Below are 22,071 nucleotides of genomic sequence, written 5' to 3'. Positions count from 1 at the left end.
GCCCCAGTCTGTAGCAGACTGGGGCATTTTCTTTTATAACGTGGTGATTCTGCACCACTACGTTACATCACCTGCTCCTTCAAATAGGCAATCATTTTAGCCAGCGCCTGTGCCCGGTGGCTTATGCGGCCTTTCTCATCCATTGTCATCTCCGCGAATGTACGGTCATGTCCATCTGGCAGAAAAACAGGATCATAGCCGAAGCCTCCAGCACCTCGTGGTTCTTTTATGATTTGCCCGTTAACGATGCCTTCAAACTGGTGCTCAACGCCGTGTAGCACTAGCGTAAACACGGTAATGAAGCGAGCTTTTCGGTTGTGCTCATCAGCCAGATTACTCAGCAATTTCTGAATGTTCTGTTCATGGTTTCGGCTGCCTGAATAGTGCGCTGAATCGACACCTGGTTCGCCATGTAATGCATCTACCTCCAGTCCGGAGTCATCCGCGAAGCAGGAAACGCCGAAGTGCGTCCAGACGTAGTCAGCTTTTTGGCGCGAGTTGCCCGGAATGGTACCCGAGGTTTCAGGTAGCTCATCGGTACAACCGATATCCAGTAACGTTTTCAGCGTAAAGGCATCACCCAGTATGGCTGCGACTTCCGCTAGTTTGTGTGTATTGTTCGTGGCAAAGCATAGTTCCATAATAAACAAAAAAAGCCGTTTACAGTCGTAACTGCAAACGGCTTTCGAAAGTTAAGTTGATTGCTTAGCGGCCTGGTTGTGGCATGCCTGGCTGCCCCTGACCCGGCTGGCCTTTCTGGATGTCGAGCAGGTCAATATCGAATAATAGGACGGAGTTTGGGGCAATGCCCTGATTCCCGCGTGGGCCGTAAGCCAGCGTCGATGGAATGATCAGTGTCGCTTTCTCGCCTTTATGCATCTTGCTTACACCTTCTTCCCAGCCTGGAATGACCATACCAACGCCAATCTGGAACTGCGCTGGTTTGCCGCCCGCCTGTGGGTTTGTCCGCGAACTATCGAAGACTTTACCGTCTAACAGCTTTCCGGTATAATGCACCTGGACAACGTCGCCTTTGTTTGGCGTTGGGCCACTGCCCGGCTGTGTAACTACGTAATACACACCCGATTCAGTTTTCTGAGCCTTACCTGCCAAACCATTCTTGGCAAGGTAGTTCTCAATGACTTTGGCATCGATACCCTTTTGCTTTTCCATATCGATCGCCTGGGCCTTTTTGTACTCATCTTCCGTTTGTACGTTCAAAAGCTTTACGGCTATACCGATATCGGTGCCTTTTTTCACGCCCGGAGGCAGTGGCTGCATGGCGCGTGTGAAGAGCGAATCGGCGCTAACGTAAAAGGTGGCACTATCCCCTTTGCCAAGCATGGTTAGCCCTTCTTCGTAAGAGCCCTTAAAAGGAGGGACCTGCAGCAGCATCTGGAAAGGAACACCTTCTTTATGGGTATCGCGCAGAACGGAATCCTTGTCATTCATCAGGGTAAGGTGCAGCGTGAGGATATCGCCAACTTTACCTTTCCGGCTTCCTTCGGTTTGTTCGTGGATCGTGTACTTCAGGCCGTTTTCCGTCACCTGTTGGCGGTTTTTACCGCAGGCCGCGACAACAGCGACAAGTAGGGCGGCTTTCCCGAAATTTTTAAGAGACATGAGAGATTACTTGGTTTAATTTTTCTATACTGTTTCTAGCAATAACTGCTGGTACTCGGGTAATACGGCTAATAATTTTTGTTCCGTTTCAGTCAGGGATAGTTTAGATCGCCCACCCGAGGCATTGCGGTGACCACCCCCATCGAAATGCTTATTGGCCAGGTCACGCACCGAAAAATTACCTATAGAACGAAACGAGATACGTATCTCGTCGTTTCGATCAATTAAAATAGCTGCCATTACTACGCCTTCTACTGCCAGTGCGTAGTTGACCATGCCTTCGGTATCGCCCGTTTTGGACCGATATCGCTTTAGTTCGGCGTCGGTGAGGGTAATGTAAGCAAACTTATACTCGGGCAATACGCGCAGTTTCTCGTTCAGGACATACCCCAGCAATCGAAATTTGTCGATCGTTACGTTATCGAATATGCGCCGGTGAATGCTGCTAACATCGATCTTGAGATCTACCAATTCGGCCGCCATGCGGTGTACATTCCCCGTTGTATTCGGATGCCGGAACGAGCCCGTGTCCGTCATGAGGCCTGAATACAAGCATTCAGCGATTGGAATGTCGATCAGGTCTTTATCACCCAGCGCCACAATTAGCTGAAATACTAATTCAGTGGTAGCGGCAGCCGTTGGGTCCCAAAGGGCGAGATCAGCAAAAGACTCGGGTTCCAGGTGATGATCGATCAGAATTTTACGAGCGCGGGACTGCCGTACGAGCGGGGCTAATTCACGAATACGGTCGAGGCTCGAAAAATCAAGACAGAAAATAACGTCAGCTTCGGCAATGAGCTGACTAACTGATACGCGTAGTTTTTCGTCAAACGCAATTACGCCGTCATTACCCGCCATCCAGTGAAGGTTTTGAGAATAATCGGTTGGCGTAATAACCGTTATGTGGTGGCCTTTTTTGCGAAGGTAGCCCGCCAGTCCCAGCGATGACCCCATCGCATCGGCATCGGGATTCTGGTGAGTTGTAATCAGTACAGTTTGGGCTTGCCCGATAACTGCACCAATTGCTTCAATGTCTTGCATATAGAAATGGCCTTGGCCATAATCGAAACCCAAAAGTACGAATAATACTAATTCCGATTGATGATTTGGCCGTCGTTGCCAATAACTTTGATCGGTATAGTACCCTGGCTATCTCGCAGGAAGGCTTGTGCCAGCCATAGCGTGGCATTTACCAGCTAAAGCCTTACATTTGCGGCCAGCCCGCAGGGGAAATAAAATTTGGCTATAAACATTTAAAATGGCAACGAACCGAACATTCACCATGATTAAGCCCGATGCGGTAGAAGCTGGGCACACGGGAGCAATTATTAAGCTGATTGAAGAAGCGGGTTTCCGGATCGTAGCAATCAAAAAAACGCAGTTAACGACCGAGCGAGCGGGCCAATTCTATGCCGTGCATAGTGAACGCCCTTTTTACAGTAGCTTGTGTACATATATGTCTTCGGGAGCCATTGTTCCGATGATTCTGGAAAAAGAAAATGCGGTTGCTGATTTCCGCAAGCTCATTGGCGCCACCAACCCGGCTCAAGCCGAAGAAGGAACCATCCGTAAACTATATGCAAAGTCGCTGGAAGCTAATGCCATTCATGGCTCTGATTCAGATGAAAATGCAGCTATAGAGAGTAGCTTTTTCTTTGCCGCCACGGAGCAGTACTAAGTAAAGTATTAGGAGCGAGGAGTTAGGCGGGCTGACACCCGTTGTTCCGCCGGATGGCTACTAATTTCTCGCTCCCAGTATTAACTCCTTACCACTTTTTCATAATACTTACAAAACTCCCTCAACGCACAGACTGCGCACTTAGGCGTTCGGGCAAGGCATATGTAGCGCCCGTGCAGAATGAGCCAGTGGTGTGCTTTCGGGACGTGTTGCTTTGGAATGTGCGCCATCAGGGCTTTCTCTACGGCCAAGGGCGTAGTGGCCGTTAGGGGGGCCAGCCCAAGTCGATGCGATACCCGAAAAACATGTGTATCGACCGCCATTGTTGGTTCATTATAGACCACCGATAAAATTACATGGGCGGTTTTGCGACCTACACCCGGCAGGGTTTGCAACTCCTCTACGGTAGCCGGAATTTCTCCGCCAAATCTCTCCATCAGTGCCTTCGCCATCCCGACCAGGTGTTTGGCCTTGTTGTTTGGATAAGAAACACTACGGATGTAAGTAAATACTTCGTCGGATGAGGCTGCTGCCAGTGATTCCGGTTCGGGAAATCGGGCAAAGAGGGCGGGCGAAATCTGATTGATTCGCTTGTCAGTGCACTGTGCTGATAAAATAACGGCCACCAGCAACTCATACGGGTTGCCGAAATTCAACTCGGTTTTAGGCTCCGGATAATGTTGGCTGAAATACTCAATAAAACGCCGAAACCGTTCTTTTTTTTGCATGGTAATACGTGTCTTAGGCTTTGTCTGAACTCCAAAAGGATGAACAGGCAAAGCCTAAGACACTAAAACTGGCAAACCCACAGGCAGCTTACGTTTTACGTAGGCGAGCCGGTGGATTTGCCGGATGGTTTTGAGAATAATTCAGGATCGACTGAACCGTACTTCGACGGGGTTCACGTTCAATTTTGTTCATCAGAGCCCGCAGTTCGAGGGCTTCGAGGAAGAACGTCATCAATTCCGGTTCCGTCATTAGGGAGTCTTCAATGAGCAGATTTTCCTCTGGCGAGGTCTCCTCATAGACATACCGGATCACATCATCTTGGGTAAATGTTTTTATCATAACTCGGCGAACGTTTGCTTAGTTGTTTGCGCAAATTAATTAACGCATAACGCATACGCCCCAAAGCCGTGTTGATGCTGACGCCGGTTGCATCGGCAATCTCTTGGAAACTCATTTCCTCGTAGTGCCGCATGATAAGCACCTGACGCTGTTGTTCCGGCAATCGCTGAATCAATTCGCGCAAATGCTCGTGTGTTTCCTGTCGAATCTGGAGTGATTCAACTGAATCCTCCGCAAACTCAAGCGTATTGAAAACACTGCTTCCGTCTTCAAACACCACACTAGGGTAGCGTTTATCTTTTCGGAAATAGTCAATGGCCAAGTTGTGAGCAATTCGAATAATCCAGGGCAGAAATTTTCCCTCCTCGTTGTATCTACCCGACTTAATCGTATCCACGGCTTTGATGAACGTGTCCTGCATTAAGTCTTCTGCAATGTACTGATCTTTAACGATCAGGTAAATTGTCGTGTAAATCTTCGATTTGTGCCGTTGCACTAATTTGGCAAAGGCTTTTTCATTACCACGGATGTACAGGGAAATCAACTCACTGTCGTTTACCTGGGCTTTTTCCATTTTCAGTAAGACAATTAGGTAACGTAGAGCAGTGTTTCGATAGTGTATGGGGAGTTGGGATTTTTAGATTTTTTTAATTTTTCCAGCCTTAAAAGTAAGAAAAAAATAGGCTTAACTGCAAGTAAATGTTGCAAAAAATCTGTTGAACGGTAGCTTTTTCACTAAAAACTTATTTTCTCTTCAGGAAAAGCGCCGAACTCGCCTGCTTTTACCAAATATAGCTTATTCAGGGAATTAATTGTACTTACGTTTGATCGTTTCCTATAGATTCACTTGAGGGGCTATTCGTTTAAATTGATAATGAAAATTTAAGCAATGCCTTTGCGGATCACCATATCCTTCAGTAATAGGCTCAGTTTTAACGATCGTAGAACAGATTGTCTGTAAAGTTACGACTCGGCCGTTGATGAGCCATACGTGAGCAGACAAATTTCAGCCAACCTGTTGATTTACTGTAGTAAATACTTAATTTAGAGTTTCCTGTCAGCTGCTGGTAAGCTGATACATGTCCTATGAAATCACGTTGGTCTGGAATCATACTGCTTGGCTGGTATACGGCCTGCTTCGGACAAGCGTGTCCTAAACTGCCGGAATTGAACTTTGACCGGCGGGGCGATGCCGTCTACATGGATAGCTTACTTACCCTGGGCCGAACACACCTACAGATTACCGGCGGGCTGCCTCGGAATTTGCCAAATGATACGTTACGTTTAGAGGGCTTGCGGTTTATGGCACTCGTGTTTAAGCAAATGCGGGGCACGCAACGCGACAGCAGCTTTCTATATGCCAGGCAGTTAGAAGAGCAGGCTTTGCGCTACCATAATACGCTGTATGTGGTGCGGGCGATGATGCTGCAGGAGCATTACATTCGAACCATCAAAGGCGATTTTCCCCAGGCACTGCGCATTAATCAGCGGGCCTCCGAGTTATGCATAAAGCTACCCCGCGAAAGCTCTCCGCGCTGGCAGGTTCAGATGAATATGGGCGATATTTATTTGCTACTGAAAGAATATGATAATGCGCTCCGAAGCTACCAGCTTTCACAGACGCTATTAGGGTATAATACGTCATTGACGCCCAAAAATCGAAAATTACTCATCAGTCAGGCCATTACTCAGCTAGGAGAAGTATATGAAATTCGTGGTCAGTATGAGCTGGCGCGCCAGCAGTTTGAAACCAGTTTGAAGATTGCCCTGGAGGTGCGTTCACAAGTCAATGTTGCCTACACAAACGAGCGTCTGGGCGATTTTTTCCTCAGTCGGCATCAACCTCTGGAAGCCATCAACTATTTTAATGATGCACTTGCCGTCTGGACTCAGCTTAAGGACCGGGGAGGGCAGGCGGCTGTGTGGGCACGGCTGTCGGAGGGGTATACGTTAATTGACAAGCCAGAACTGGCTATTGAGTTTGGAGAGAAAGCCGTGTCCGTTGCACGCGAGTCGGGTTTTTTACGGATTCAGCAAATGGCGACTCAATCGCTGTACCAGGCTTACCGACTGGCTAACCAGCCTGCCCGGGCGCTGGCTATGTATGAGGAGTACAGTATGCTTCGTGATAGTTTAACCAACCTAAAGCGGGTGGAAGAACTGTCGGCAGTGCAAAAAAAATATGATATCAATCAGGTGCGCCTGGCTGCCGATAAGGAGCGGGTTATTCAGCAGCAGCAGCTACTGAATATTCGTCGGCAAGCCGAAATTGCCCGGCTGCGGGCCGAAGCAGAAAATGAACAATTGGCTGGAGAAACCCGCATGAACCAGCTTCAGCAGCGTATCGAAACCGAACGTCTACGCGCCGAATCGCAGAAGAGCCGGTTAGAGCAACGGGCACACATTGACAAGCTCAGTCATGATATTCAGCAGGCTAACCTGATGCGAGTCGTTATGGTCGGCGGGTTGGCCATGCTCCTTGGCTTCGTAATAGTTTATTACCGAAAAAATAGGCTGATCAATCATCAGAAGCAGGAGATTGAAGAACTGAATAGGGATCTGGAAGATAAGGTGTTTGCCCGGACGGTTGAATTGAAACTAGCCAACGACCAGTTGCGGGCTAAAAACCGGGAAATCGAAGAAGCACTCCTGCGTGGACAAACGCTCGAACGCAAGCGTATGGCCGCCGATCTGCACGACAGTTTAGGTGGTTTGCTGGCTGCTATCAAAACCAGCATGTCGGCCCTAAATCCGGCACATATGGCCGAAGGGGAGCAGAAAATTTATTACAACCTGCTAAACATGACCAAAGAGGCTTTTGCCGAAATTCGGTATCTGTCGCACAACCTGCAACCCGACGAATTAGAAAAGCAAGGCTTATCGGAGGCTTTGATCCGGCTGATTACCAAGCTAAATCTTACCCAGAAAATAACGTTTCGGCTGGATAATAACGAACTGCCCCGCCTGGGAAAAACGGCCGAATTCAATCTCTATTCGATCTGTATCGAGCTTTGTAGCAACATTCTTCGGCACTCCGAAGCTACGGAGGCCGATATTCTGTTCCGGCGTTTCAACAATGAACTGAACATGATCGTGAAGGACAACGGCTGTGGGATGGACCCAACCGATGCCACCGGTATGGGCCTTCATAATATTCAGGCTCGTATGGATCTTATTCAGGGACGCTATGAGATTCATTCCAATAAAGGCGAGGGAACCACATTTATTTTTATCCTGCCTGTGGCTCCAAATCTGGCTATTGCCTGACCGGTAGCCTATTGTTACTGCACCCGCCCATCAACCAGGAATTCATTCTTATCGAAATAAGGTAGTTTCTGGAAACCTGCTACCGTATAATGCCGGATACCCCAGCCTTTGTTGACGCCAGGTCCGCTGTCGAGTAATAAACGGCGCTCGGAAGAATAAAGCGGGTTTTTGGTCTGCAATACGGCTTCGATTTGGCTTGGTTTACGCGTAGCAGCATCAAGTCGCACAGTAAGCGACCGAACAGTCAACCGCTCTTCCGAATTTTTTAGGGTATAATGATACGTCAGCGAATCGGGTCGAGTGATCTGGTAGCTGCTTCGGAGAGCGGGCTTGTTGATATCGGCCTGCGTAAATAACTCCAGTTCGCGAGTCCAGTTGATGGCGCGGGTTGTTTGTTGATTTCGCTTTTCATTGATGGCGACCGTTTTGCTGATGAGTGGTTTTTGAGCCGACAAGTCAGTGATCTGGCCTTTCACGTAGCTCAACACATCGTAATAAACGTTCGGTTGGGTTTGCTGGGCCGGGTCGTTGCAACTACTGATTAACAGAGTGGATAAGAGAAAAACGGGATAAATGAAACGCATAAATCAAGACAAAACGGCCTTTGATGACGAGAGCCTTACGAGAGAACCAACACGATTTTTAACAAATCGGTTTGGGTAATCAAAATCTGAACCAAATTTGCAGTCAGAATGCTTTCTTGGTAAACAGGTTGATGTTTGGGGCTTAAAGTTTTCGGTTGCCGAACGGGCAACGAATTTACCCACGAGCGATCAACAAACCTCAAGCCACAAACGTCAAAAAAATAATTTCATTCATGGAATACGATGTGATTTTCATTGGTTCGGGACCGGGTGGCTACACCGGCGCGATTCGCTGTGCCCAACTCGGACTGAAAACGGCCATTATCGAAAAATACCAGTCGCTTGGTGGCACCTGTCTTAATGTAGGCTGCATTCCATCGAAGGCGCTGCTCGACTCGTCTGAGCATTATTATAATGCCGCCCACACGTTTGCCGAGCATGGAATTAAGCTGGCCGACCTACAGGTTGATCTGGCTCAGATGATTGCCCGCAAAACAAGTGTGGTCGACCAGACCACGAAAGGAATCACCTTTCTGATGAAGAAAAACAAGATCGATGAGCTGCATGGTTTTGGCTCGTTCGTCGATCCGCACACGATCAAGATTACCAAGGAAGATGGTTCTGAGCAGGTCATCAAAGGCAAAAACATCGTGATTGCAACAGGATCGAAGCCGATGTCGTTTCCGTCGATGCCCATTGACAAAAAACGGGTAATCACCTCTACCGAAGCGCTTAATCTACCCGAAATTCCGAAGCACTTGATTGTGATTGGGGCGGGTGTAATTGGTGCGGAGCTCGGCTCGGTATATGCGCGGCTCGGCTCGAAAGTGTCATTTGTCGAGTTTGCCGATTCGATGATTCCAACGATGGATAAAACGATGGGTAAGGAACTTCAGAAATCCATCAAAAAACTCGGTGCCGATTTCTACTTCAGTCATAAAGTGACCAAGGTAGAGAACACGGGCAACGAAGTTGTTGTCAGCGTTGACACGCCTAAGGGCGAACAAATCACCCTTACCGGCGACTATTGTCTGGTTTCGGTTGGACGTCGTCCCTACACCGATGGGTTGAACCTTGAAGCGGCTGGCCTGCAAACCGACGCGCGGGGAAAAGTTGAGGTAGACAATTACCTGCGTACCAGCGTTCCGCACATCTATGCCCTCGGCGATGTCATTCGGGGCGCTATGCTGGCCCACAAAGCCGAAGAGGAAGGCACCTTTATCGCCGAAACGATCGTTGGCCAGAAGCCGCACATTCACTACAAGTTGATTCCGGGTGTGGTGTATACCTGGCCGGAAGTGGCATCGGTAGGCTATACGGAGGAAGAAGTGAAGCAGGAAGGTATTCCGTACAAAGTCGGTTCGTTCCCCTTCAAAGCGCTGGGTCGCGCGCGGGCGAGCATGGACGTGGATGGGCTGGTAAAAGTGCTGGCTCACAAAGAAACCGACGAGATTCTGGGCGTTCACATGATCGGTGCCCGCACGGCCGATATGATTGCTGAAGCGGTTGTTGCGATGGAGTTCCGGGCATCTGCCGAAGACGTATCGCGCATGTCGCACGCGCACCCGACATATACCGAAGCCTTTAAAGAAGCCTGTCTGGCCGCTACCGACAACCGGGCGATCAATATGTAAGGTTTTTGACAGAAGAATGCAAAAGCCCGATTGCTGGAAAGCGGCCGGGCTTTTCTGTATATTGCCTGCTTAACCGCTACAACCGCTACAATGAAAAAAACAATTACACTGCTCTTTACTGTGCTGGTCGGCTACGCACAGGCTCAACATGCTGACTCGGTCGCCATTCGGAAAATCTATAACGAAGCTCTCGCCAATGGCAAATCTTATGAGTGGCTACGTTACCTCACAAAGCAGGTTGGACCGCGCCTGAGCGGATCGGCAGGTGCGCAGAAAGCCGTTGACTGGACGAAGCAGGTAATGGAAAAGGAAGGGTTTGACCGGGTGTTTTTGCAGGATGTGCTGGTACCGTATTGGGTACGGGGGGCTAAAGAAGAAGCTTACATCCGCATTGGCAAACAAAAAACGACGGTGCCGATTGCGGCCCTGGGCGGTTCTATTGCCACCGCTCCTAAGGGTGTCGAAGCGGGTGTTATTGAAGTAAAAAGTTTTCCTGAGTTGCGGGCGTTGGGAGCGGATAAAGTGAAGGGTAAGATTGTCTTTTTTAACCGCCCCATGGACCCGACCAAAATCAATACCTTCGAAGCCTACGGTGGAGCGGTCGATCAGCGGGCCAATGGTGCTACGGAAGCCGCTAAATTGGGTGCTGTTGGTGCTATCGTCCGCTCCATGACCAACATCCACGACGACAATCCCCACGTGGGCGGTATGCGCTACGGCACCGGTGTTCCGCTGATTCCGACAGCGGCCATAAGCACCAACGGAGCCGATTTGCTAAGCAAGTCTCTGGCTGAAAATCCAGGATTGACATTCTATTTCAAACAAAATTGTGAGTCATTGCCCGATGCCAAGTCCTATAATGTCGTGGGCGAAATCAAGGGAAGCGAGAAACCCGATGAAATCATCGTAGTGGGCGGTCACCTGGATTCCTGGGATTTAGCCGAAGGCGCACACGACGATGGGGCTGGCTGTGTGCAGTCCATTGAAGTACTGCGCATTCTGAAAGCGTTGGGTATCAAACCAAAACGGACCATTCGGGCGGTTATGTTCATGAACGAGGAAAACGGTCTTCGGGGTGGTATTCAGTATGCCGACTTAGCCAAAAAGAATAATGAAAAGCACATTGCCGCCGTCGAGTCCGATAACGGAGGATTCACCCCACGCGGCTTTGGGATTGTGGGAACACCCGATCAACGGGCTAAGGTCATGCCCTGGAAACCCTTGCTGGCACCGTACGGTCTGCTGGAAATTGGGGCGGGTGGCGGTGGGGCCGACATTGGCCCATTAGCGCAATCGGGAACGGTGTTGTTCGGGTTTAAACCGGACTCCCAGCGGTATTTTGATTACCACCATACCACGATAGATAAATTTGAGACCGTAAGTCAGCGGGAGCTCGAACTCGGTGCTGCTTCGATGGCTGCTCTGGTGTACCTGCTGGATCAGCACGGATTATAGACGCAAGCTGGTTATCTACAGGTTTTTATCGATCACCTTTTTGACTTCATCGAACGCGCCCGGTAAGGGCGCGTTTCGTTTTACGATCTTACCCGTTCGATTAATGACTGTTCCGGAAAGGTCGTTATCGGAACGGAGCCGTTCGACGGCATCGATTAACTGATTGTCGGTCAGTAAAAGATGGTCACCGGCGAGGTTGTATCGGCTGGCAATTTCGGGCCATAAAGATTGATCGGTACCGGGTAAGGGTAAATAAACGAGTGATAAGTCGCGCGAGCTATAGGCATTTCGTAAACGTTGGGCGTCGATGGCGGCCTGCCGCCCGGCCTCATCGGTGGGGGAGAAGACAAGAAGGTAAATTACTTTTCCCCGGTTTGCATTGACCACCTTGTCAAAAAGCGAAGAGCCATAGCCAAAGGTGGACTTTGTGACGAAAACACCGGGCGAGATTTCTAGCGAAGAGACTATGTTACCTGCCTTTTTCAGGGTTTCGATGGCCGCCCGAATGCGCGTGCTGTCTTTTACTTCGAGCCGGTACAGCTCGTCGAGCGATTGGGCAAGAGCAGGATCTTTCACCTGCGGACGACCATAATTGTACAGCAGCTCGGCAAAGTTGAGCGTTAGGCCCGGCAGGGAGGTCGCGAGCCAGTAAGCCGAAATGTAATTCACCGCCAAACTGTCGAACTGGCGAATACTGCGCTGAATCAATGTTTCGTAATTGACCAGTCGCTGTAGCGTATCAGGATTCCGCCTGACCAGACCATCGAAAAATTTTAGATCCGATGCTTTGGCCGAGTTTGCCAGCGCATAATCACTAAGCCGAAGGCGTTCGTCGGCCGTCAGGTTCTTGCCATACCGTTCCAGTAAAATTGATAGCGCGCGCACTGTGAGCCCGTTCGACCGGCTATTGGTCGATTCTGTCATTACCCGTTGTGTGGCGTAGCTGGCGAAGCGATTCATGGCCGAAGCGCGGGCCGCCGTGAGTATGTTATCGTTGGCCGGGCGGAGGGAGTCTGTCAACGAAACCGGAATTTTTTCGGCTTCATAGGTGGCTTTGTCGTACAAAAAGGCCGCGGCATTGTAGCGGTTGCTGGTTGTAATCCAGCGAGCTACCAGTGGAAACGTTTTTTCTTTTCGGGTAAAGGCAACAAAAGGAGCCTGGTAGGCTTTATGGAGTGCCTCAAACGCTCGTTCGCTGGATAGGTTGCCTATTTGTGTTGTTAGTTTTTTGCCATCCGGCTTGTCCGGAAACGACGCTTCGAAAGCCTTATACCGGGCAAACTGGCCATTCACCTGCGCATTGACACCTCCGAACCGAAACGGAACGGCGGCCGTGAACAGCGAGTCTGCATCCAGGTCAATCGTCAGGGTGCCGGGTGCCGCCAGAAACGCGGTTGAGATACGCCCGTAGTTAAAGTACATTTCTTCCTGCGGGTAAATAAGCGGCAACGAGACGCGAAATGTGCCATCGATACCAAGGGGAGCCGGACGAACCAGTTCGCGGCTGGCCTGCAGAATGTTGTTGCGGCTCACCAGAACCGTGGGCGACTCCCGGTACAGCCGGGCCGACAGGTGGCGGATACGGCCCGTAACGATAACCGAATCGGTTTGGGCGAAGCTTAGACAAGAGCTGAACAGAAGGGTACTCAGCAATCCACTACGAAAGAGCCGGAAACGATTTTTCATTGGTGTAGGCATACAGATAAAGCAATAACAACCGAAATCAGAAAACAGTCAACAAATGCGTTAAAAGTCGACGGCTTATTTCGTCTTTATGCCATGATATTGCTCTTCTTCCTGATAGTCGGTGCGAAGGGGGTAGCCGACCCAATCGGTGGGTAGCAAAATTCGTCGTAGATCAGGATGACCCTCAAAATGAATACCGACTAGGTCGAATGCCTCCCGTTCGTGCCAGTCGGCAGTTCGCCAGATTGGGGCTACACTCGGCACCATAGGTAGTTTTGTGCCACTCATTGTGCGCGGTACTACAACTTTAAGCATCAGGTTGTGCTCGTAGGGAATAGAGGTAAGGTTATAAATGACCTCCATGGTGTTGAGCTGAACGCCATTATCGATGGCGGTAATGCAGGCGAGCAGATCGAAAAACAGTTGCTCATCATCGCGCAGAAACCGGCAAATCCCGGCTAACTGATCAACCGGAACCGTCAGGTAGGGCTGTAAATTCTGCGTGTTGGCCACGATGGCATCCGGGCCGAAGTGTACGGAAAGAAGACTGGTAATTTCAGGAAAGGTCATGCTAAGTAAGGATTCGTATCCGGGTTGCTTCGAGTATCAATAACACGTAGCACATACAAAGCATCGTTTATTAATTCGTAATATAGAACGTTGTGCTTATCGATGTTCGTTCTTCTTACGCTTACTACTCTACGTGATGGAGTGCCGATCTCTGGAGTTGACTCAAGTAGGTTAAGTTGCTTATAGAATGCGTTCACAAACCGGATAGCGGCTTCGGGTGATCGGGTTTCTTCTAAAAAATCTACTATGCCAGTTACGTCAGCATCAGCCAATGGAGTTATAATGATTTTAACTGCGGCCACTTACTCTCCATTTTGCGTTTAAAATCTGATAATGGCATTCCTTTCCCTTCTTGCGCCTGCTTACGAGCTTCCTCCAATCCGGCTAGTTGTTTATCAGTCAGGTCATCCAGAATGTCTTTGTCGGCGCTGCCTAACAAAATCCGGTTGATTTCTTCTAGAAGAGTTTCATCTTTGATTTCGTCTACCAATCGATGAATTCTGCTTTTCATTTCCTGAATGCTCATCTGTTTTAGTCGATTCGGTTGCTGAAAGATACAAAAAAGTTGCTCAATATTACGCCAGCCAGGCCAGCCACTGCATCCAGTTTTCGATCCAGAATAAAAATTTGGTGGCAAACTTGGCGGCCGGTGCCGACGAAGGTGCCAACGTCAGGCTGTTGTTATTCAGGTTGGTATCCATGTAGATTTTCTGCTTCGGATCGACATTGGCCCAGACCGCTTTGGCATTTTCCGTTACGGTGAACTGGCGCTGGCGGCCCTTGCCATCCCAGAATAACATTAACTCGCGGCCATTGTCGAAATGCACCAACACATCAACGGGCATTGTTCCGTCGCCGTTCCGTTGTACGGTAATAACACTTTGTTTGCGGCCCGCCTGCGTTCTGTTTTTCAACGAGATCAGTTCGTAATCGATTACGTTGTCGCCGTACAGCACCTGATCGAAAAACCAGTTCATGTTAGGTCCGTATTTGGTACCGAGCCGCCGGGGTACGATCTCATTCACAATATCGATAAAATTCTGCCCGTCGGGGTGTTTAAACTGCCATCGGCGGAAATACGTCTGCATGATTTCGTCCATCACCGGCCGACCGACCAGCCCTTCCAGCGTCCGCAGCCAGGTGGCCGTTTTGGAGTAGGTCAGCACGCCATACTGGCCTTCGGGGAGTTGCCAGGTATTGCCGAACGACGACCCAATGGCCGGGTTGTCCTGATGCACGTAGCTATCCCGCGAGCTTTCCAGGTCACCCATCCCGAAACCAAATAAGTCGATCTGCGATGAACGAGCCCCGTAGGTAGCATCCATAATCCGGCCCTCGTAATACTGGTTGAAACCCTCGTCGAGCCAGGCTTCTTCAAATTCGTTGGTCGCCAGTAACTGCATAAAATACTGATGGCCAAATTCATGAATGGTTACCTCTTCCGGAAAGCGGGCTCCGGCAGGTAAAAACCAGGCGCTTCCGGCCGTAATAAACGTGGGGTACTCCATGCCAAAAGAACCTTGCGCATGCAATGGCGGGTCGACAATGGTCAGGTTTGGGAATGGGTATTTGCCGAGGTGTTTATCGAAGTACGCCAGGGCTGCCTTGATCGCATCAAGGTGTCGTTGAGCCTGGTGAGCGTGCTCCGGCTGCATGGCCAGTTCCAGGCTGACGAAACCTCCTCCGGGTCGTTTCCACTTGTCTTCAATGACGTTGAAGTGGGGAGAGGCTGTCCAGGCGAAATCAACGACATCTTCGGCATGATACAGAATGGTTTTGGTGCCGTTGCTGTGTAATTTTTCGGACTGGTACAGGCCTGTAGCACTGACCCAATACGCTTTAGGTGTAGTGATTTTTACGTCGTACACGCCATAATCGGCGTAAAACTCTGAATGAGCATGAAACTGGTGGCAGTTCCATTGGCCAACTGTTGCGTAACGCGTTCCGGCTGGCTCATAGACGCCAATTTTTGGGAACCATTGCCCGACCAGGAAAAAATCCCGGCTAAACCCTGTACGGGCAAATATTTTGGGTAGTTTGGCCCGAAAGGCAATGTCGAGCACAATGGTCTCGCCCGGCCCAACGGGTTTGCTCAGCGGCACCCGGATAACGGTATGATCGTCTTTGTTTTGTGTTCCGGCTGCCTGGTCGTCGGGTTGAATAAACTGGTAAGCCAGCGGCTCCGATACGCCTGCTGTACGGCCACCGCGCCGACTCATCGAGACAATGTCGATAGAGCCATAAGGATCTTCTTTCGCATTTCGGTCAATGACATCGCCCCGCAACTGTCCGCCTGACTCCCGCATGAAGGTTGATTTTTCATTACGAAACGCGTTCAGGTAGAGGTGAAACCGTAGTTCCCGGATAACATCACTGGATGAATTACGCCAGGTCAGGGTTTCCTGTCCCTTAATTTTTTTGGAAACGGGGTCCAGCGTCACATCGATCTGGTAATTGGCCAGACGTGGGCTCAGGGGCGTTGAGAAAATAGGCTTCGCTGGCTGAGCAATGCTGCTTAACGATATACCCAGCAGAAGCAGGGACAAAAGTTGATTCATGGCCGGGGTAATTCGGTACGAGTGGCTAAGTACCGAAAAACCGCGCGTGATTGCAACCGGATGACGTTTGTTGGAAACCCCGTCATTTGGCTACAATCACATCACTCAGCCAGAAAAAGATAAATACGTCAGGGAATCTGTTTGTCGCCAACCTCCAGTGTACTTATGCCGGATGGCCGGACGGCAAGCGGGTTGGCCCGTAATGCATCCCGAATTTCAGTTAGTAAAACTTCTTCCTTAGTTGGAGCCAGGGGCACTTCCTCAACAGTAGCTTTGACCCGCATCAGGCGATTCATGCTGCGGATGAAGAGGAAAATGATGAAGGCCAGAATGAGAAAATCAATCAGAATGGTCAGGAAATTGCCATAAGCGAAAACCGGCCCCAGTTTTTTGGCGTCGGTCAAGGAGAGTCCGTCGGTAATTTTTTCGGAGAGCGGAACGTATAAATTGCTGAAATCGACATTACCAATGGCGCGACCCACCAGCGGCATGATCAAGTCATTGACAACTGAATCAACGATTTTGCCAAAAGCGGCCCCAATAATTACCCCAACGGCCAGATCCATAACATTGCCACGCATGGCAAATTCTTTGAATTCCTTGAGCATGTACGTATGTGTTTATCCGTTAAAAATAGATATGTAGCGAAAAGGTAGCTGTCTGACAGATAGGCTGTTGCTTGTTAGTTATTTACTTATTCTATGGGCTAACTGATCAACTCGTTTTCGTACTTATTGCTGAGTGAAAAATGGCTTCGCTCAACCAGCCGGAAGTGGACGGTTGCCAGTCGTTATCCATTATCCAGATACTTCCGGCTGATCAGTGCAATGGAGCACTTCGGCCTGGTTATTGTTCCGTACTGCCGCAAAATTCCACTGGTTTAGGTCGGCCTGGTTTTGTTTTGAGCCGAAAAACAGCCACATTGATCAACTAATTTTCCATTTTATACAACCTCGCTATACACTCAATGCATCATCGCTTCCTGACCCTCTTCTTATGTCTTTTTATTGCTGGTCTAACGTATGCGCAACCGTATGATCTGATTATCAAAAATGGCCGCGTCGTCGACGGAACGGGCAATCCCTGGGTATATGCCGACGTAGCCGTTCAGAAGGGTCGCATTGTCCGGCTCGGCACATTCGCTCCAACCGATGCCAAGCGGACCATCGACGCGACCGGACTTATTGTTGCCCCCGGCTTTATTGATGTCCATACGCATGTGGAAGGTGACCTGGAAGTGCAGCCCGGTGCGCCAAACTTTATTTTCGACGGAGTGACAACCATGATTACGGGCAATTGTGGAGGCTCAAGCACCAACCTCCGCACGTATTTCGATACCCTGCGGATGCAGGGTATTTCGGTGAATCTGGGTTCGCTGATCGGGCATAATACAGTACGCATGAAAGTCATGAAAATGGCCTTTCGTGAACCAACCGCCCGTGAGCAGGCTGAAATGGAAAGCCTGGTGGAGCAGGCCATGAAAGATGGTGCCGTCGGCTTATCGACCGGGTTGATTTATACGCCCGGCACCTACGCCCGAACCCCCGAAGTAGTCAGTCTGGCCAAAATGGCCTCGCGCTATGGTGGAGTTTATGCTTCCCACATTCGTAATGAGGGCCAGAGCGTCAAACAAGCAGTCGGTGAGGCCATTCTGATTAGCCGGGAGGCTAAGATACCCGTCGAAATATCGCACTTCAAAGTCGCCAGTAAACCGCTTTGGGGGAAAAGTACCGAGACGGTTGAGCTCGTGGAAGCGGCTCGCCGGGAGGGCCTTGATGTAACCGTTGACCAGTACCCGTATACGGCTTCCAGTACATCGCTGGAGAGCATTGTTCCCTCCTGGGCTCTGGCCGATGGCGATTCGGCCGTGCTTGCCCGGTTTCGGAATCCTGTTTCGCGCACCAAAATCAGGACTGAGATGCTGGACGCTCTGGCGAAAAACCTGCGCAAAAACTATGAATATGCCGTGGTTGCCAGCTACAAACCGGATTCCAGTTTTAATGGTATGAGCATCAGCGCGATCAATCAGAAGTTAGGACGGAAGAATTCGGCCGCTACGGAAGCCGACCTCGTTATGGAGTTGATGGAGCAGGCCAATCTGCAAAACATACAGATGGTGTACCATACAATGTCGGAGACTGATGTAGAAACCATTATGCGCTACCCAAATACCATGATTGCGTCAGACGCTGGGGTAGCTACGCTCGGATCGGGCATGCCGCACCCTCGCGCCTATGGCACCAACGCCCGCGTATTAGGCCGTTACGTGCGTGAGCGGCATGTTATTCCATTGGAAGAAGCCATTCGGCGAATGACCTCCCTGCCAGCCCAGCGCTTTAACTTAGCGGATCGGGGGTTGCTCCGGCCGGGTTATGCCGCCGATATCGTTCTGTTTGACGAAAAAACCGTCTCCGATAAAGCGACCTACAACCAGCCCCATGCGTACACGACGGGCATTTCCTGGGTACTGGTGAACGGCACGCCCGTTGTCGAAAATAACCGGCATACGGGCCAGCGTCCAGGCCAATTGTTGATGGGACCAGGTTATGTAAAGTAAAAAGAGAGCTGTGGCAGGAGGTAGAGTGGCTATTCCACAGTCTGTTAGGACACAGCCAACGGGGGAACAGCCATGCGTCATCGATCTTTTTCTCTTTTCATTGAACCCAAAAGGGTAACCAGACCTTTTGAGAGAAACTATCTGAAACGTCTCCGTTGCATTTTGACAAATTCAGCACTTCCTCAATCCCCCGACCAACTCTTCGGTAGCTTATTCAATGATGTGCAATTGGACCATGTCTTTGCCGACTCTAAAACATTTGTAGACTGCACGCCTAAACAGGATCCAGCCGAGGTAATTGCCCAATACCAAAGCCAGAAAAACCAGCCCGATTTTGATTTGAGTGCGTTTGTGCACGCTTATTTCAATGTGCCCGAGAAAGTAGCCGACAAGTATGTGAGCGATACATCCATTAGTACCGCAGAGCACATTAACCGGCTGTGGGACCACCTTACCCGCCAGGCCGACGGAGCCCCAATAGTTGGCAGCTCGCGCATACCACTACCACACCCGTACGTAATACCGGGCGGGCGGTTTCGCGAAATCTTCTATTGGGACACCTACTTTACCATGCTTGGTTTAAAAGAAGCCGGACGGGTTGATTTGATTCGGGATATGCTCGGCAATTTTGCGTTTCTGATCGATCGGTTCGGCTTCATCCCGAATGGTAACCGCACCTATTTTCTAAGCCGGTCGCAGCCACCCTATTTTGCCTTGATGGTGGGTTTGCTTGCTGAAGTCGAAGGTCCCGAGGTATGGACAACCTATAGGCCACAATTGCTAAAGGAGCATGCGTTCTGGATGCAGGACCAGGAGGCCCTGACAGACGAAACGATCTTACACAGCCGCGTTGCGAAGGTGGCCGGTAAATACGTATTGAATCGCTATTGGGACGAGTCGTCGCAGCCACGACCGGAATCGTACCGGGAGGAAGTCGAATTGGCCCATAGTGCCGAACCACTTGGCGTTGTCCCTGCCGAGCTATACAATCACATTCGGGCCGCCTGCGAATCGGGCTGGGATTTTAGCAGCCGCTGGTTCCGTGATCAGAAAACGATGGTCAGCATTCACGCGGCCGAAATTGTGTCCGTCGATCTGAACTGCCTGCTCTATTCGCTGGAAACCGCTTTGCATCAGGCAACTGGCGAGCCTGATGCCGTGGAGTCCCCGAACGCGACATTTGCTGAGCTGAGCAGCCAGCGTGCGCAGGCGATTCAGCAGATGTTCTGGAACGAAGACACCGGGTTTTTTCATGATTATGACGCTGTGGCGGGACGGCAAACGGAAGCTTTAACGTTGGGGGGCGTGTTTCCTTTGTTTTTTAAGCTGGCTACTCCCCAGCAGGCCGCCCGCGTTCATGATCAGCTCAAGGCTGATTTTTTGCAGCCTGGTGGCTGGGTTACTACGCTTCACCAAACCGGGCAGCAATGGGACTGGCCCAATGGCTGGGCGCCCTTGCAATGGGTTGTTTACCAGTCATTAATGAATTACGGCTTTGTCGAGATCGCGCACGAAGGACGAAATCGGTGGATGGCTTTAAACGACAAAGTATTTCGCGCAACGGGCAAAATGATGGAAAAATACAACGTCGTTCATGCGGCTCTTACCACCGGCGGGGGCGAATATCCGAATCAGGATGGTTTTGGCTGGACAAATGGCGTATACCTGGCAATGGACGAAGAGCGGAATCGGGCCGTCGATGCGGAGCGGGTAAGTGCAAGAGTGAATAAGTAAAAAGAATTGGCTATTCGTATCAGCACTTTCGCTTTTGGGTTCATTTATTCGATCATTAATATATATGGCATTGAATTTGTAGAATGAGATTTCGTACTTTACTCTATACGGAATTTGCCATGAAGAAGCTCTTTCTCACGGTGTTAGCTATGGCGATGACTACCGCTGCTTATTGCCAGAAAACGTTTATTTTATCGCATCTGGATAAAAAAGGGTTTTTCTCTGTTGCAGCCGGTGCCAGTCTCCCCATTGGCCGGTATGCCAGTTGCGAACCCGCTGATGGACAGGCTTGTATGGCTGGTCAGGGGGTAGCGTTTAACGTAGCGACGGGTTACCGGATCGTGGGGCCCGTTGGGCTTATGGTCCGGGGCGAGCAGCACCGCAATACCGTGAACACCAGCGCCATGCTCGATGCGCTCTACCGCAATGAATCCGATGTCTGGACGGCTAAAGCCGATAACTGGTCGGTTCTCAGTGTCATGGCTGGTCCGTACGTATCCATACCTATGGGCCTATTCTCCATCGATGGCCGTCTCCTGGCTGGCCGCGCGCTGGCGGTACTACCCAATACGGCAATGGCTGGTAATGTTGGTGCAACCGAAATGTCGGTGAAAACGACGGGTTCCCAGAGTACGGCATTATCCCTGGGGGCAGGCGTAACCCTGCGTTATCGCCTTGGCCGGAGCACGGCACTCAATCTCAATGCGGACTACAGTCGCGCCGATTTTACTTTCAATAACTTAACCTCAACCGCTACAAATGGATCGGTTCTCTCCGAAAGTTCGGTTTACAGCAGCCGTAGAGTCGTTAGTGTAGTCAGCGTATCGGCAGGAGTAACGCTATTATTTGGTAACAGCTTCCGTCCGTTCTAATGACCGCTGGTTGACTTTGCCGACGGTTCATCCGCATCGGGTTGTAACCCTCGGCTCAGTACCGTAGTTTAGTGGCTGAACATCATATTATTCAGGCCATGACACCTCTTCGTCAGCATGCCGTTCTTCGGCGCGTAAAAGACATTACCCTCAGTGCTACCCTTAGTCTGGCGCTCCTCAACGGGGCCGCTATGTTGCAGAGTTGTGGCAGCAATAACTCCGACGAAGAAGGTGAACGAACCGAAACCAGCTTCCGGAAAGGGGTTCGAACCTTTATTACCGAGACAGCGCCCGGCAATTTTAAGATTACTGACGAAGTGGAAACGGGACCTGATCAGGCGGGGGCTATTGTTAGCTATTTCGATGGGCATCGGGATACGCTGAGCGTTGAAGCCGCTAAAAAACTTGTTGAGACCGATAAATCAACAAGTACTTACCTCAACAACCCTAATGCTTACCAGGCGCAGCACCACAATGGTCTGGCCAACGTATTGCTATGGGGAAGTTTGGGGTACATGCTGGGCCGGTCCAATTCATCCCAATACATCAATGACCAACGTCGATACGGCTCCGGCGTGTATGCGAATCCGGGCCTTTACCAGCAGTCGACGCGCGTTGGCGAAAACATTCGTACTTCGCGCGTAACCCGTACGGTTCGGCCGTCAGGCGGCCGAAGTGGCTTCTTTGGGGGCCGTAGCCGAAGTTTTTCGGGCTAGCCAACGAACTAAGGTCAAGGGCAGGGCTGGATTAGACAATGAACTAAATGCTCTGTTTTAGACCTGATT

At 50.3% G+C, this 22,071-nt stretch carries 21 protein-coding genes; 8 read left to right on the top strand and 13 right to left on the bottom strand.

The window, feature by feature from the left end; genetic code table 11:
- Nucleotides 1–62: 62 nt before the first annotated feature.
- The 3 genes from rdgB to ACYU8Y_RS26840 form a co-directional block, all read right to left on the bottom strand.
- Nucleotides 63–641 carry an RdgB/HAM1 family non-canonical purine NTP pyrophosphatase gene (gene rdgB / locus ACYU8Y_RS26850; RefSeq protein ID WP_460941301.1) on the bottom strand — a complete coding sequence of 193 codons (579 nt, stop codon included), beginning with the start codon at nt 639–641 and terminating at the stop codon, nt 63–65.
- Nucleotides 642–705: 64 nt separating this feature from the next.
- Nucleotides 706–1,623 carry an FKBP-type peptidyl-prolyl cis-trans isomerase gene (locus tag ACYU8Y_RS26845; RefSeq protein WP_460941300.1) on the bottom strand — a complete coding sequence of 306 codons (918 nt, stop codon included), beginning with the start codon at nt 1,621–1,623 and terminating at the stop codon, nt 706–708.
- A 24-nt stretch (nt 1,624–1,647) separates the two neighbouring features.
- A complete protein-coding gene (locus tag ACYU8Y_RS26840; RefSeq protein ID WP_460941299.1) occupies nt 1,648–2,664 on the bottom strand; it encodes a DHH family phosphoesterase in 1,017 nt (338 codons plus the stop codon).
- A 217-nt stretch (nt 2,665–2,881) separates the two neighbouring features.
- On the opposite strand from ACYU8Y_RS26840, the gene ACYU8Y_RS26835 reads away from it, so the two are divergent.
- On the top strand, nt 2,882–3,301 hold the full coding sequence (locus ACYU8Y_RS26835; RefSeq protein ID WP_460941298.1) for a nucleoside-diphosphate kinase: 420 nt from the start codon (nt 2,882–2,884) through the stop codon (nt 3,299–3,301).
- Nucleotides 3,302–3,381: 80 nt separating this feature from the next.
- Here the strand turns inward: ACYU8Y_RS26835 and nth are convergent, their stop codons facing one another.
- From nth to ACYU8Y_RS26820, 3 genes are all read right to left on the bottom strand, one after another.
- Entirely contained in the window at nt 3,382–4,029 is a 648-nt protein-coding gene (gene nth / locus ACYU8Y_RS26830; protein ID WP_460941297.1) for an endonuclease III, read from the bottom strand.
- An 88-nt stretch (nt 4,030–4,117) separates the two neighbouring features.
- The gene (locus ACYU8Y_RS26825) at nt 4,118–4,369 is read right to left on the bottom strand and encodes a hypothetical protein (RefSeq protein WP_460941296.1); all 252 of its coding nucleotides are present in this window, start codon (nt 4,367–4,369) and stop codon (nt 4,118–4,120) included.
- Nucleotides 4,344–4,943 (bottom strand): RNA polymerase sigma factor, encoded by a 600-nt coding sequence (locus tag ACYU8Y_RS26820; protein WP_460941295.1) that lies wholly within the window; start codon nt 4,941–4,943, stop codon nt 4,344–4,346. The genes ACYU8Y_RS26825 and ACYU8Y_RS26820 overlap by 26 nt, the downstream gene beginning before the upstream one ends.
- Before the next feature lie 512 nt (nt 4,944–5,455).
- Between ACYU8Y_RS26820 and ACYU8Y_RS26815 the strand changes: the two genes are divergently transcribed.
- Nucleotides 5,456–7,636, top strand: a complete 2,181-nt coding sequence (locus tag ACYU8Y_RS26815; RefSeq protein WP_460941294.1) for an ATP-binding protein — start codon at nt 5,456–5,458, stop codon at nt 7,634–7,636.
- A gap of 14 nt (nt 7,637–7,650) precedes the next feature.
- On the opposite strand, the gene ACYU8Y_RS26810 is transcribed toward ACYU8Y_RS26815, so the two are convergent.
- Nucleotides 7,651–8,220, bottom strand: a complete 570-nt coding sequence (locus ACYU8Y_RS26810; protein WP_460941293.1) for a hypothetical protein — start codon at nt 8,218–8,220, stop codon at nt 7,651–7,653.
- A 188-nt stretch (nt 8,221–8,408) separates the two neighbouring features.
- Here ACYU8Y_RS26810 and lpdA point away from each other — a divergent pair, with 188 nt between their 5' ends.
- Nucleotides 8,409–9,854 (top strand): dihydrolipoyl dehydrogenase, encoded by a 1,446-nt coding sequence (lpdA, locus tag ACYU8Y_RS26805; protein WP_460941405.1) that lies wholly within the window; start codon nt 8,409–8,411, stop codon nt 9,852–9,854.
- A 90-nt stretch (nt 9,855–9,944) separates the two neighbouring features.
- A complete protein-coding gene (locus ACYU8Y_RS26800) occupies nt 9,945–11,309 on the top strand; it encodes a M28 family peptidase (protein WP_460941292.1) in 1,365 nt (454 codons plus the stop codon).
- 15 nt (nt 11,310–11,324) lie between these two features.
- Here the strand turns inward: ACYU8Y_RS26800 and ACYU8Y_RS26795 are convergent, their stop codons facing one another.
- From ACYU8Y_RS26795 to mscL, 6 genes are all read right to left on the bottom strand, one after another.
- A complete protein-coding gene (locus tag ACYU8Y_RS26795; protein WP_460941291.1) occupies nt 11,325–12,995 on the bottom strand; it encodes a hypothetical protein in 1,671 nt (556 codons plus the stop codon).
- 75 nt (nt 12,996–13,070) lie between these two features.
- On the bottom strand, nt 13,071–13,565 hold the full coding sequence (locus ACYU8Y_RS26790; protein WP_460941290.1) for an NADH-quinone oxidoreductase subunit C: 495 nt from the start codon (nt 13,563–13,565) through the stop codon (nt 13,071–13,073).
- Complete coding sequence (locus tag ACYU8Y_RS26785) at nt 13,562–13,867, bottom strand: type II toxin-antitoxin system RelE/ParE family toxin (protein WP_460941289.1); 306 nt, start codon at nt 13,865–13,867, stop codon at nt 13,562–13,564. The genes ACYU8Y_RS26790 and ACYU8Y_RS26785 overlap by 4 nt, the downstream gene beginning before the upstream one ends.
- A complete protein-coding gene (locus ACYU8Y_RS26780) occupies nt 13,843–14,091 on the bottom strand; it encodes a hypothetical protein (RefSeq protein ID WP_460941288.1) in 249 nt (82 codons plus the stop codon). The genes ACYU8Y_RS26785 and ACYU8Y_RS26780 overlap by 25 nt, the downstream gene beginning before the upstream one ends.
- Nucleotides 14,092–14,140: 49 nt before the next feature.
- Nucleotides 14,141–16,123: a M1 family metallopeptidase gene (locus ACYU8Y_RS26775; RefSeq protein ID WP_460941287.1), complete on the bottom strand. Its 1,983-nt coding sequence runs from the start codon at nt 16,121–16,123 to the stop codon at nt 14,141–14,143.
- A 128-nt stretch (nt 16,124–16,251) separates the two neighbouring features.
- Nucleotides 16,252–16,731: a large conductance mechanosensitive channel protein MscL gene (gene mscL / locus ACYU8Y_RS26770; RefSeq protein WP_460941286.1), complete on the bottom strand. Its 480-nt coding sequence runs from the start codon at nt 16,729–16,731 to the stop codon at nt 16,252–16,254.
- 359 nt (nt 16,732–17,090) lie between these two features.
- On the opposite strand from mscL, the gene ACYU8Y_RS26765 reads away from it, so the two are divergent.
- From ACYU8Y_RS26765 to ACYU8Y_RS26750, 4 genes are all read left to right on the top strand, one after another.
- On the top strand, nt 17,091–18,680 hold the full coding sequence (locus ACYU8Y_RS26765) for an N-acyl-D-amino-acid deacylase family protein (RefSeq protein WP_460941285.1): 1,590 nt from the start codon (nt 17,091–17,093) through the stop codon (nt 18,678–18,680).
- A 162-nt stretch (nt 18,681–18,842) separates the two neighbouring features.
- Complete coding sequence (gene treF / locus ACYU8Y_RS26760; protein ID WP_460941284.1) at nt 18,843–20,414, top strand: alpha,alpha-trehalase TreF; 1,572 nt, start codon at nt 18,843–18,845, stop codon at nt 20,412–20,414.
- 119 nt (nt 20,415–20,533) lie between these two features.
- Nucleotides 20,534–21,286, top strand: a complete 753-nt coding sequence (locus ACYU8Y_RS26755; RefSeq protein WP_460941283.1) for a hypothetical protein — start codon at nt 20,534–20,536, stop codon at nt 21,284–21,286.
- 98 nt (nt 21,287–21,384) lie between these two features.
- On the top strand, nt 21,385–22,002 hold the full coding sequence (locus ACYU8Y_RS26750; protein WP_460941282.1) for a hypothetical protein: 618 nt from the start codon (nt 21,385–21,387) through the stop codon (nt 22,000–22,002).
- Nucleotides 22,003–22,071 lie beyond the last annotated feature (69 nt).

This window comes from Spirosoma humi (assembly GCF_054776575.1).
This window is presented reverse-complemented; position numbering and strand designations above follow the sequence as displayed.